We start from the raw sequence: 12,156 nt of genomic DNA on the forward strand, positions 1-12,156 counted from the left end.
AGGGAAACGAATGACGCTCACCGACCAGTCCACCCAGGTCCGCCCCGGCGAAGAACTCGACGCTGCGGTGATCGACCCTTATCTGAAGGCGCACATCCCGGGCCTGAGCGGCTCACCGAGCATCAGCCAGTTCCCTGGCGGCGCCTCGAACCTGACCTATCTGGTGCAGTACCCCGGGCGCGAGTTCGTACTGCGTCGGCCACCCTTTGGCCACAAGGCCAAATCCGCCCATGACATGGGCCGCGAGTTTCGCATCCTCAACCAGCTCAACAGCGGTTTCCCCTACTGCCCCAAGGCTTACGTGCACTGCACCGACGAGGCGCTGATCGGCGGTGAGTTCTACGTCATGGACCGGGTCAAGGGCATCATCCTGCGCTCGGACCTGCCACCGGAGCTGGGCCTGGATGCGCAGCGTACCGAGGCGCTGTGCAAGAGCTTCATCGAGCGCATGGTCGAACTCCACCAGGTGGACTACAACGCTTGCGGCCTGGGTGACCTGGGTAAACCCGAAGGCTATGTGCAACGCCAGATCGAAGGCTGGGCCAGCCGCTACGAAAAAGCCCTGACCGCGGATGCGCCACGCTGGGAAAAGGTCATCGCCTGGCTGCGCGAGAAGATGCCCGCCGATCACCCCAAGCCTGCGATCGTGCACAACGACTATCGCTTCGACAACGTCATCCTCGATGCCGACAACCCCATGCGCATCATCGGTGTGCTCGACTGGGAAATGACCACCCTCGGCGACCCGCTGATGGACCTGGGCAACACCCTGGCCTACTGGATTCAAGCCGACGACCCGGCGCCGGTGCAGCTGATGCGCCGCCAACCGAGCAATGCCCCGGGCATGCTGACCCGCCAGCAGTTCGTCGACTACTACGCTGAACGCGCCGGCATCAAAATCGACAACTATGACTTCTATTACACCTACGGCCTGTTCCGCCTGGCCGGCATTGTCCAGCAGATCTACTACCGGTTCTTCCACGGCCAGACCCAGGACAAGCGCTTCGCCCAGTTCATTCACATGAACAAGCTGCTGGAGCACATGAGCCTGCAGGTCATCGCCAAGTCCCCACTCTGACGACTACAACAAGGAAAAGACCATGTCCAAGACTCACCTGTTCGACCTCGACGGCAAAGTCGCCTTCGTTTCCGGCGCCAGTCGCGGCATCGGCGAAGCCATCGCCCACCTGCTGGCCCAGCAAGGCGCCCATGTGATCGTCTCCAGCCGCAAGCTCGAGGGCTGCCAGCAGGTTGCCGATGCAATCATCGCCGCCGGTGGCAAGGCCACTGCGGTTGCCTGCCATATCGGTGAGATGGAGCAGATCGGCCAAGTCTTCGCCGGCATTCGCGAGCAGTTCGGGCGCCTGGACATCCTGGTCAACAACGCTGCCACCAACCCGCAGTTCTGCAATGTGCTGGACACTGATCTTGGCGCCTTTCAGAAGACCGTCGACGTCAACATCCGCGGTTATTTCTTCATGTCGGTGGAAGCCGGCAAGCTGATGCGCGACAACGGTGGCGGCAGCATCATCAACGTCGCCTCGATCAACGGCGTGTCGCCGGGGATCTTCCAGGGTATCTACTCGGTGACCAAGGCGGCGGTGATCAACATGACCAAGGTCTTCGCCAAGGAATGCGCGCCGTTCGGTATCCGCTGCAACGCCCTGCTGCCGGGCCTGACCGACACCAAGTTCGCCTCGGCGCTGGTCAAGAACGATGCGATCCTCAACACCGCCCTGCAGCAGATCCCGCTCAAGCGCGTGGCCGATCCGAAGGAGATGGCCGGCGCGGTGCTGTACCTGGCCAGTGATGCGTCGAGCTATACCACCGGTGTGGCGTTGAATGTCGATGGTGGGTTTTTGTCCTGAGTACCGTGTGGGAGCTGGCTTGCCAGCGATGAGGCCATTGCAGCCTACGACCGCTTCGCGCTCGATCGCGGGCAAGTCCCGCTCCCACACGTTCGCGGCTGCCTTCAGGATCGATGAGGCGCCTGACAGACGGCCTCGATCTCCATTACCATATCGACCCTTCGGCGCAGCCCTTCTGCGCCCAGTCGATTAAGCCCAGACCATGCCTTTCGAACTCAGCGTAGACCTCACCACCCTCGCGATTCTTGCCGCCGTCGCTTTCGTTGCCGGCTTCATCGATGCCATTGCCGGAGGCGGCGGCCTGCTCACCACCCCCGCCCTGCTCACCGCCGGCATGCCACCGCACCTGGTGCTGGGCACCAACAAGCTCAGCTCGACCTTCGGCTCGGCCACCGCCGGGTTCACCTATTACCGGCGCAAGCTGTTCCATCCGGCGCAATGGCGCCACGCCCTGGTCGGCACGTTTATCGGCGCCTTGATTGGCGCGGTGGTGGCCCACTACCTGCCAGCCGAATGGCTGAACAAGATGCTGCCGGTGATCGTCTTCCTCTGCGGCGTGTACCTGCTGTTCGGCGGCACGCCCAAGGCGCCGCTGGACGCCGACGCGCCGGTGAAAAAGAAGTGGCAGATCCCCCAGGGCTTCACCCTGGGTTTCTATGACGGCGTGGCCGGCCCCGGCACCGGGGCGTTCTGGACCGTCAGCACGCTGCTGCTCTACCCCATCGACCTGGTCAAGGCCAGCGGCGTGGCGCGCAGCATGAACTTCGTCAGCAACGCTGCAGCCCTGTCGGTGTTCATCTTCTCCGGCCAGGTCGACTGGCTGGTCGGTCTGTCGATGGGCTCGGCGCTGATGGTCGGCGCATTTTTCGGCGCGCGCACCGCCATCAGCGGCGGCAGCAAGTTCATCCGCCCGGTGTTCATCACCGTGGTGCTGGCATTGACCGTGCGTCTAGCGTGGCAGCATTGGTTCGGGCAGGTGTAAGCCCTGCGCCCGCCCATTGAATGCAATAGGCAGGCGCTGGATCAAAGGCGGGTAATTTCGACACCGGCGAAATGATCGATCACCAACTGTTTGAACACGTCGATCTCGTCTTTGGCCTTGTCACAGCTCAACTGCTCGATATAAAAACGGTACAGCCCGTCCTCCAGATGGGGCTGGGCTGCTTCAAGGTCTTCAAAGCGTTCGTTGAAGACTGCGTCATGCTCGCGAAAACGCGTGGGATGCTCCTCTCTGAAGAACCCTTGCCACTCGCTTTGTGCATCAAGCAGAAACTCCGGCACAGCGGCCTTGAGTTGTCGCTCGTCCATTCTGAAAGCCTGTGCAAGCTGCGTCAGCTCAGCAAGCATGTTGTCCTGGCCTTTTCGCTCAATCGCTCCCCACCCCTCATCAGGGCCCAGCAGAAGGCGGCCACTTTCAATAATTACCGCATTGCGCCGCTCCAGGCGCTGGACCGGGATATCAAGCAGTGCGCTGAATGGATTACCCGGTGGCGATGGGCGGACTTCAAGCTCCCAGGGGAAGCTCTCCAACAGGGCATCTGCACCCGAGAACGCGTCCGCGCCGCCGGTACGATCGAAATACACGCACGCCCCCAGATCGCTGTCCTCAAATACCGCCACCCCAAGCTGATGTTCAGGCGCCCCCTCCTGCGCAGGTGCCGACACGTTACGGGGCAGAAGTCGGGGTAGCAGTTCGAAGGGGTTGGCGTCAGTGCCAGAGAGCCCTGCCTGATACAGTATCTGCTCAGCCAGCGCCTGCTGTTCTGACGACATTTGCGTTTCGCTGATACTTGCCGCCAGAAACGCCAATAGATTTTGATAGGCCTCGGGACGTGAACCCCGGCCCTCGCCCAACGCCACGCAAGCCTGCTCCAGCTGCTCGCGTAGTTCATAAGCGCCCGGCGACTCTGCCTGAAGGTCAACAGAATGACTGTAGCTGCTGGCTGCTGGATTCAACTCCACGACGATCTTTCCCGGCTGGTTAGTAAAGTCGGGCAGTTTCTTCTGATAGGGTCCAGGCACCTAGAGGGAATACTTTCCCTGTCAGCTTGTGTCAGCTGAGCAGCACCGGCTCCTGCAACCCCAAGCGCCGCGCCACGTACAAGTCGATCAGGTAACGGGCAATCGAGCGCCCCGCCGGCAACGGCGGCAGCGCATCGACCCGGAACCACTGGGCGTCCTCGATCTCGTCCGCCTGCATGATGATCTCGCCGCCGGCGTACTCGGCATGAAAGCCGAGCATCATCGAATGCGGGAACGGCCAGCACTGGCTACCGACGTACTGGATGTTCTGCACCTCGATCGCCACCTCTTCGCGCACCTCGCGCACCAGGCAATCCTCAGCCGACTCACCCGGCTCGGCAAAACCGGCCAAGGTGCTGTACACGCCGGTGACAAAGCGTGGAGAACGGGCCAGGAGGATTTCATCGCCACGGGTGACCAGCACAATCATGCTCGGCGAGATGCGTGGGTAGCTGCGCAGCTCGCACGGCGCGCAGTACATGGCCCGCTCCCAGTGGATCTGCGCCATGGGCTGGCCGCAGCTGCCGCAGAAGCGGTGCTCGCGGGCCCAGGTGCCGATCTGCGCGGCGTAGCCGAGGATCTTGTAGGTATCGAAGTCGCCTTCGAGCATGAACTGACGCAAGCCGCGCCAGCTGCAGCCCGCTACCGCCTGCGGGCTGCGCAGCTCGAGAAGGAACACCGGCTGGCCATCGAAATGGCCAATGCCGTGCTCGCACAGTACGTCCAGTTCCTGACGCCTGAGCCAGTCGCGCGGGAACAGCGCACCATTGTCATCGACCAGGAACCCTTCGCTGCTGCGGGCTACTGCCCAGCCGCCGCTGATGTTCGTATCCAGTACTGCGGTGATCCAGCGCGCTGACATCGTGCGGTTCCTTGCGGGGGTTCGCCGCCGGGCGTCAGTCGGCGAACTCGGGTTTCTGTTTGCTCATGTGGGCGGCAACCGCCACCCGCAGATCGGTGGACTGCAGCATGGCGGCGTTCCAGGTGGCGATGTACTCCAGGCCATCGTCGATGCGGTGATCGCGCATGTAGCTGATCATGTGCTTGGTGCCGGCCACGGCAAGCGGCGATTTTCCCGCAATTTCAGCGGCAATGGCAAAGACTCCGTCAAGCAGCGCCTCATTCGTGTCGAACACCCGGTTGACCAGGCCGATGCGCAGGGCTTCGTCAGCCGCGACATTGCGCCCGGTGTAGGCCAGCTCGCGCATGATGCCGTCGCCGATGATTCGTGGCAGGCGCTGCAGGGTGCCGACGTCGGCGGCCATGCCCATGTCGACCTCCTTGATCGAGAACTGCGCGTCACTGCTGCAGTAGCGCATGTCACAGGCCGAGACCAGGTCGATGGCGCCGCCGATGCAATAGCCCTGAATCGCCGCCAGCACCGGCTTGCGGCAGTTGTCCACGGCATTGAACGACGCTTGCATGCGCAGGATGGTCCGGCGCAGCAGGCGTGCGTTGCGGCCGACGTCCTTGCCCAGCTCGTTGGCCACCGAGGCCAGCAGCATCAGGTCGATACCCGCGGAGAAATGCTTGCCCGCGCCGCTGATCACCACCGCGCGCACTTCGTCGGTTTCATCGATCCAGCGGAAGATCTCGACGATTTCGCTCCAGAACGCCGCGTTCATGGCGTTGTACTTTTCCGGGCGGTTGATCTGCACGTGGGCGATGTGGTGAATCAGTTCGACCTTGAACGCTTGGTAGTCAGTCACGGTGCTTTCCTTGATGGCGGCGAGGTTGATCGCAGGACTATAACAAGGTGGGCGTCGGCGCCAAGGCCGCGCTTGTGCCAAAACCGGGACTTTTACCTTGATCTCCTTTCGCACATGCGGCACTTTGCCCAGCTGTTGAATCATAAGGATACATTTTCATGTCCCGCTCCCTGGCCGGCGCCCTGGCCCACAATTTTCTCGGTCAGTCGCCGCGCTGGTACAAGGCCACCTTGTGCCTGTTCCTGCTGCTCAATCCCCTGCTGCTGTTCACCCTTGGCCCCGTGGTGGCCGGCTGGGTGCTGGTGATCGAGTTCATCTTTACCCTCGGCATGGCACTCAAGTGCTACCCGCTGATGCCCGGCGGCCTGCTGATGGTCGAAGCCCTGCTGCTGGGCATGACCACGCCGCAAGCGCTGTATGAAGAGCTGCAGCACAACTTTCCGGTGATCCTGCTGCTGATGTTCATGGTCGCCGGCATCTACTTCATGAAAGACCTGCTGCTGTTCGTGTTTTCGCGCATCCTGCTCGGGGTAAAGTCCAAGACCCTGCTGGCCTTGCTCTTCTGCTTTCTCTCGGCGTTTCTCTCGGCGTTTCTCGATGCCCTGACGGTCACGGCGGTGATCATCAGCGCGGCGGTGGGCTTCTACTCGGTGTATCACCGGGTCGCTTCCGGCGGCAACCCGCGGGAAGACTCGGACCTGGACAGCGACCAGCAGATCGCTCACCTGCACCGTGACGACCTGCAGCAGTTCCGCGCCTTTTTGCGCAGCCTGCTGATGCATGGCGCCGTCGGTACGGCCCTGGGCGGTGTGTGCACCCTGGTGGGTGAACCGCAGAACCTGCTGATCGGCCACGAGATGGGCTGGCACTTCGCCGAGTTCTTCCTCAAGGTTGCGCCGGTGTCGCTGCCGGTGCTGGCCGCCGGCCTGGTGACCTGCGTACTGCTGGAGAAACTGCGCTGGTTCGGCTATGGCACCCTGCTGCCGGACAACGTGCGCCAAGTGCTGGCCGCCTATGCCGCCGAAGACGACGCCCAGCGCACGACTCATCAACGTGCCGCCTTAGTGGTGCAAGGCCTGGCGGCGCTGATCCTGATCATCGGCCTGGGCCTGCATGTGGCCGAAGTCGGCCTGATCGGCCTGCTGGTGATCGTGTTGATCACCGCCTTTACCGGCATCACCGACGAACACCGCCTGGGCCGCGCGTTCCAGGACGCCATGCCGTTTACTTCGCTGCTGGTGGTGTTCTTTGCCGTGGTGGCGGTGATTCACCAGCAGCAGCTGTTTACCCCGCTGATCCAGTGGGTGCTGGCGCTGCCGGCGGATCAGCAGCCGGGCATGCTGTTTATCGCCAACGGCCTGTTGTCGGCGATCAGCGACAACGTGTTCGTTGCCACCATCTATATCACCGAGGTCAAGCAGGCGTTTGTCAACGGTGGCATGAGTCGCGAGCACTTCGAGACCCTGGCGGTGGCGATCAATACCGGCACCAACCTGCCAAGCGTGGCCACGCCCAATGGCCAGGCGGCGTTCCTGTTCCTGCTGACTTCGGCGATCGCCCCGCTGATTCGCCTGTCGTATGGGCGGATGGTGTGGATGGCGCTGCCCTACACCGTGGTCATGGGTGGGCTGGGGTGGTGGGCGGTGACTTACTGGTTGTAGGAGCGGGCTTGTCCCGCGATGGGTTTCACCCGATGCGGTGCCAGACCCTCCGGTCCCGGGCCAGCAACTCATCCGCCGCCGTCGGGCCATTTTCGCCGGCGGCATAGGGCTGCACCTCGCCGCCCTCCTTCCAGGCATCGAGAAACGGTTGCACTGCGCGCCAGCCGTTCTCGATGTTGTCGGCGCGCTGGAACAACGTCTGGTCGCCGGTCAGGCAATCGTAGATCAGCGTCTCGTAGCCCGTGGACGGCTGCATCTTGAAAAAGTCCTTGTAGGCAAAACCCAGCTCGACGTTCTCCATGGCCAGGGCCGGGCCCGGGCGCTTGGCCTGCAGGTCGAACCACATGCCTTCGTTGGGCTGGATCTGGATCTTCAGGTAGTTGGGCTTGAGCCGCTCGACCTCGGTGTCACGAAACTGGGCATAGGGCGCTGGCTTGAAGCAGATGGCAATCTCGGTATCGCGCACGCTCATGCGCTTGCCGGTGCGCAGGTAGAACGGCACGCCGACCCAGCGCCAATTGTCGATCATCACCTTGAGCGCGACGAAGGTTTCGGTGTTGCTGTCGGGCTCGACCCGCGGCTCTTCGCGGTAACCGGGCACGTTCTTGCGCCCCTGCTTGCCCGCCGTGTACTGGCCGCGCACCGAGTGCTTCAGGGCCATGTTTTTCGACCAGGGCCGGATCGCGCCGATGACCTTGGCTTTCTCGCTTCGGACCGCATCGGCGCCAAAGGCTGCCGGCGGCTCCATGGCGACCATGGCCAGTAACTGGAACAAGTGGTTGGGCACCATGTCCCGTAATGCGCCGGTATTGTCGTAGAAGGCGCCGCGGCTTTCGACGCCGACGGTTTCGGCAGCGGTAATCTGCACATGATCGATGTAGTGGTTGTTCCAGAACGCTTCGAACAGGCCGTTGGAAAAGCGGCTGACGAGGATGTTCTGCACCGTCTCTTTGCCCAGATAGTGGTCGATGCGATAGATCTGCTTTTCGCTCATGACCTTGAGCAGGCAGGCGTTGAGCGCTTCGGCACTGGCCAGGTCCGAGCCGAAGGGTTTTTCCACCACCACCCGGCGAAAGCCATCGGTTTCGTCGAGCAGGCCGGCGGCGCCCAGGCGCTGCACCACTTCGCTGAAAAAGCGCGGCGAGGTGGCCAGGTAGAACACCGCGTTGGCACTGGGGTTGCTGCGGATGCGTTCGGCGATGGCCTGGTAGGTAGCTTCGTCGAGAAAGTCGCCGGTCAGGTAGCCGATGCGCTTGGCCAGGCGCGCCCAGAGCTTGTCATCCAGGCACTTGCTGGCGCCTTCACTGGCCTTGTCGCGCTCGCGCATGAAGGCTTCCAGGCGCGCGGCGAATTCACGGTCGGTGGCGGCGTTATGGTCGACGCCGATGATCCGCAGGCCCTTGTCGAGCAAGCCGTCGCGGCTCAGGTTGTACAGCGCCGGCATCAACAGGCGTTTGACCAGGTCGCCGTTGGCGCCAAACAGGAACAGGTTGCAAGGCGGGGCCGCTTCGATTTGTGTTTTGCTCATTCGGCGTTCTTCTCGACATGACCACCAAAGCCGAAGCGCATGGCCGACAGCATGCGGTCGGCATAGGTGCCCTGCTGCTGGCGCGAACGAAAGCGGGCGAACAGGGCGCTGGACAACACCGGCACCGGCACCGCCTGCTCCACCGCCGCATCGATGGTCCAGCGCCCTTCGCCGCTGTCTGCCACCGAGCCGCTGTAGCCACCCAGTTGCGGATCGGCCACCAGGGCATCGGCGGTGAGGTCGAGCAGCCAGGAGGTGACCACGCTGCCACGGCGCCAGACTTCAGCGATTTCGGCCAGGTTCAGGTCAAAGCGCTGCTCGGCCGGCAAGGCATCGCTGCCCTTGCTCTTGAGCAGGTCGAAACCTTCGGCATAGGCCTGCATCAGGCCGTACTCGATGCCGTTGTGGATCATCTTCACGTAGTGTCCGGCACCTGCAGGACCGGCATGGATATAGCCTTGCTCGGCACGCTCGGCCGGGCCCTGGCGGCCCCGGGTGCGAGGAATCTCACCGACCCCGGGGGCGAGGGTTGCGAACAGCGGATCGAGACGATCGACCACGGCCTTTTCGCCGCCGATCATCATGCAGTAGCCCCGTTCCAGGCCCCAGACACCGCCCGAGGTGCCGACGTCGATATAGTGCAGGTTGCGCGTGCCCAGCTCGGCGGCACGGCGCATATCGTCCTTGTAGAAGGTGTTGCCGCCATCGATGATCACATCGTCGGCATCCAGCAGGTCGGCCAGTTGCGCAATGGTCTGCTCGGTCGGCTCACCGGCCGGCAACATCACCCACACCGCGCGTGGTTTCTCCAGCTTGCCCACCAGTGCGCCAAGGTCGTGGGCGCCATTGGCACCTTCCTTGACCAGGGTTTCCACCGCCTGGCGATCACGGTCATGCACCACCATCCGGTGCCCGCCACGCATCAAGCGCCGTGCAATATTGCCGCCCATGCGGCCCAGCCCCACGATTCCCAATTGCATGTGCGATGCTCCCCTGGAATGAAAAATGCCGGTTCAGGCCTTCAAGGTTAGTCCAGCCATCGCCCACTTGGTTCAGCGACGAACGGCAAGACACCCAGAAACAAAAAAGTTCCCATGACCGACAAAAGAATTCAGAATCGCCGCCGATCAAGCAGCTACGCTGTTAGAAAAACGACCCACCCTATGCGAGGTGTGCAATGGGAACCCTTCTGCCGAAAATGCCTGCCCAGACCCTCTACGTGACGGTTCACCGCGACGAGTTGCGTCGCCTCAAAGAAGAACGCGACCAGTTGCAACAACAAGTCGCCCGGCTCAACCTGCTGCTGCAGCAAGCGCAGGACGGCCAGGTGCCCGCTCGCGCCTGACGGCGCCGCCTCTATCGTTGGAATGGCCAGCAGTGGCTGATCAGCAGCCACCATTCCTCGCTGTTGCCGCGCGGCTGAATTTGCGCCATGACCTGCGGTACAAATGCTGCAGGTTTTCCCGCCAGCAAAAGTGACCAGCGGGTCACATATTTCACGATATCTCTCCTACACTCGGTATTCGGCCAGACATCGCCCGGAAAACTCGACTGAAATTAGTCGAAACTTCTGGAATCGCGGTAGGTCAGGAACTAAGTAGGCCATCGATTCCGCTTCAACGGACGCGGCCCACCCATCCCATATCGTCACCACGCCGTCGGCAGGACGCCGGCTTGCGTAGCGCTTGTGCGCTTGGCTTCGGGGCATGGAATGCAAGGCAAGACCACTTATAGAGAGAAGTATCAGCAGAGAAACAACAACGGGCGCCCACGCCCGCACAACATAGGGACGGAGAGAAGTATGATCAGTGCCGCTGTCGAACCTCATGTAGAGCATTTCACCCCGGATACGCGTGAGTCGCTTGGAGCGGATTTCACGCCGACAGCCAAGGCACTGGGTGCTGACCCCAGACATTCATCGAAGAAGCGCAAAGTGTTGTTCGTTACCTCGGAAATCGCCGACCTGGTCAAGACCGGCGGCCTGGGCGATGTCTCGGCGGCATTGCCACGAGCCATGCGCCACTTGCACGATGTGCGGGTGCTGATCCCCGGTTACCCGCAAGTGCTGGAGAGCGACAACCCGATCCACCTGGTCGGCGAACTGGGCGGCCACGCAGCGCTGCCGCCATGCAAGATCGGCCGCATGGACCTGGCCGACGGCCTGGTGATCTACGTGCTGATCTGTCCCGAGTTGTACCAGCGTGAAGGCACCCCCTACGGTGCCAACAACGGCCGCGACTGGCCCGACAACCATATCCGCTTCGCCCGCCTGGGCCTGGCCGCCGCGGAAATCGCTGCCGGTGAAGGCATGGTCCACTGGAAGCCCGACCTGGTCCACGCCCACGACTGGCCCGCCGGCCTGGCCCCGGCCTACATGCACTGGCGCGGCCTGCAGACCCCGACCCTGTTCACCATTCACAACCTGGCCTACCAGGGCGTGGTCAGCCGCGCCTGCTGCCCGGAGCTGGCGATTCCCAACCATGCCCTGCAGCAGGAAGGCATGGAGTTCTACGGCAAGCTGTCGTTCCTCAAGGCCGGCCTTGCCTACTCCAGCCACATCACCACGGTCAGCGCCACCTACGCCCGAGAGATCACCACGCCGTCGTTCGGCTGCGGGCTGGATGGCTTTCTAGCCAGCAAGGCTCAGCAAGGCCTGCTCAGCGGCATTCCCAACGGCATCGACGAAAGCTGGGACTCGGCCAGCGACCCGCACCTGGCCCACCCCTTCAGCCTCAACGACTGGGAGGGCAAAGCCGTCAACGCCCGGCAGGTCCGCGCGCTGTTCGAGCTGCAGCCCTCGACCGGGCCGCTGTTCGCCGTGGTCTCGCGCCTGGTGTACCAGAAAGGCCTGGACCTGACGCTGGGGGTGGCCGACTACATTGTTCGCCAAGGCGGCCAGATCGCGATCATCGGCCGCGGCGAGCCAGAAGAAGAGCAAGCCATGAGCGAACTCGCCCTGCGCTATCCCGGGCAGATCGGCGTGCGCATCGGCTTCAACGAAACCGATGCCCGGCGCATGTTCGCCGGCAGCGATTTCCTCTTGATGCCATCTCGCTACGAACCCTGCGGCCTGAGCCAGATGTATGCCCAGCGCTTCGGTTCGCTGCCGGTGGCACGCAACACCGGGGGCCTGGCCGACACTATCGAGAACGGCGTCACCGGTTTTCTGTTCGATGAGTCCACTGTCGACAGCTACCGCGAAGCCCTGAGCCGGGCGTTTTACGTGTACGGCAAGCAGAACCTGCTCAACGCCATGCGTTGCCTGGCCATGACCCAACCCTTCAACTGGTGCCAGGCCGTCGAGCCTTATGCCCGTCTCTACGAGGAATTGGTTGAAAACGCCCGTGTAACCCCACGCTGACGCGAGG

At 62.7% G+C, this 12,156-nt stretch carries 12 protein-coding genes; 6 read left to right on the top strand and 6 right to left on the bottom strand.

Features of this window, described 5'->3' with window-relative positions:
* Positions 1-10: 10 nt before the first annotated feature.
* The 3 genes from JV241A_RS25865 to JV241A_RS25875 all read left to right on the top strand — a co-directional run bounded on the left by JV241A_RS25865 (position 11) and on the right by JV241A_RS25875 (position 2,850).
* On the top strand, positions 11-1,078 hold the full coding sequence (locus JV241A_RS25865; protein ID WP_115086881.1) for a phosphotransferase family protein: 1,068 nt from the start codon (positions 11-13) through the stop codon (positions 1,076-1,078).
* A 22-nt stretch (positions 1,079-1,100) separates the two neighbouring features.
* Positions 1,101-1,868, top strand: a complete 768-nt coding sequence (locus JV241A_RS25870; RefSeq protein ID WP_115086882.1) for an SDR family oxidoreductase — start codon at positions 1,101-1,103, stop codon at positions 1,866-1,868.
* A gap of 202 nt (positions 1,869-2,070) precedes the next feature.
* Entirely contained in the window at positions 2,071-2,850 is a 780-nt protein-coding gene (locus JV241A_RS25875; protein WP_115086883.1) for a TSUP family transporter, read from the top strand.
* Between the two features lie 41 nt (positions 2,851-2,891).
* Here JV241A_RS25875 and JV241A_RS25880 read toward each other — a convergent pair whose 3' ends face one another.
* Genes JV241A_RS25880 through JV241A_RS25890 form a run of 3 tightly spaced genes read right to left on the bottom strand, consistent with a single transcriptional unit; the run spans position 2,892 to position 5,599 of the window.
* The gene (locus tag JV241A_RS25880) at positions 2,892-3,890 is read right to left on the bottom strand and encodes a hypothetical protein (RefSeq protein ID WP_134065158.1); all 999 of its coding nucleotides are present in this window, start codon (positions 3,888-3,890) and stop codon (positions 2,892-2,894) included.
* Positions 3,891-3,921: 31 nt separating this feature from the next.
* Positions 3,922-4,752: an NAD(+) diphosphatase gene (gene nudC / locus JV241A_RS25885; RefSeq protein WP_115086885.1), complete on the bottom strand. Its 831-nt coding sequence runs from the start codon at positions 4,750-4,752 to the stop codon at positions 3,922-3,924.
* Positions 4,753-4,786: 34 nt separating this feature from the next.
* Positions 4,787-5,599: a crotonase/enoyl-CoA hydratase family protein gene (locus tag JV241A_RS25890; protein ID WP_115087123.1), complete on the bottom strand. Its 813-nt coding sequence runs from the start codon at positions 5,597-5,599 to the stop codon at positions 4,787-4,789.
* A 158-nt stretch (positions 5,600-5,757) separates the two neighbouring features.
* On the opposite strand from JV241A_RS25890, the gene nhaB reads away from it, so the two are divergent.
* Positions 5,758-7,260, top strand: coding sequence for a sodium/proton antiporter NhaB (nhaB, locus tag JV241A_RS25895; protein WP_115086886.1), 1,503 nt, complete (start codon positions 5,758-5,760; stop codon positions 7,258-7,260).
* A 25-nt stretch (positions 7,261-7,285) separates the two neighbouring features.
* On the opposite strand, the gene zwf is transcribed toward nhaB, so the two are convergent.
* On the bottom strand, positions 7,286-8,788 hold the full coding sequence (zwf, locus tag JV241A_RS25900; RefSeq protein ID WP_115086887.1) for a glucose-6-phosphate dehydrogenase: 1,503 nt from the start codon (positions 8,786-8,788) through the stop codon (positions 7,286-7,288).
* Positions 8,785-9,795 carry a phosphogluconate dehydrogenase (NAD(+)-dependent, decarboxylating) gene (gene gnd, locus JV241A_RS25905; RefSeq protein WP_275670898.1) on the bottom strand — a complete coding sequence of 337 codons (1,011 nt, stop codon included), beginning with the start codon at positions 9,793-9,795 and terminating at the stop codon, positions 8,785-8,787. Before gnd ends, zwf begins: the two co-directional genes overlap by 4 nt.
* A 170-nt stretch (positions 9,796-9,965) precedes the next feature.
* On the opposite strand from gnd, the gene JV241A_RS27530 reads away from it, so the two are divergent.
* A complete protein-coding gene (locus JV241A_RS27530) occupies positions 9,966-10,133 on the top strand; it encodes a DUF6026 family protein (RefSeq protein WP_166675757.1) in 168 nt (55 codons plus the stop codon).
* Positions 10,134-10,144: 11 nt separating this feature from the next.
* Here the strand turns inward: JV241A_RS27530 and JV241A_RS27535 are convergent, their stop codons facing one another.
* The gene (locus tag JV241A_RS27535) at positions 10,145-10,288 is read right to left on the bottom strand and encodes a hypothetical protein (protein ID WP_166675758.1); all 144 of its coding nucleotides are present in this window, start codon (positions 10,286-10,288) and stop codon (positions 10,145-10,147) included.
* Between the two features lie 301 nt (positions 10,289-10,589).
* On the opposite strand from JV241A_RS27535, the gene glgA reads away from it, so the two are divergent.
* Entirely contained in the window at positions 10,590-12,149 is a 1,560-nt protein-coding gene (glgA, locus tag JV241A_RS25910) for a glycogen synthase GlgA (RefSeq protein ID WP_115086889.1), read from the top strand.
* Positions 12,150-12,156 lie beyond the last annotated feature (7 nt).

Source organism: Pseudomonas sp. JV241A, from assembly GCF_900275665.1.
GTDB classification, from domain to species: Bacteria; Pseudomonadota; Gammaproteobacteria; order Pseudomonadales; family Pseudomonadaceae; genus Aquipseudomonas; species Aquipseudomonas wadenswilerensis.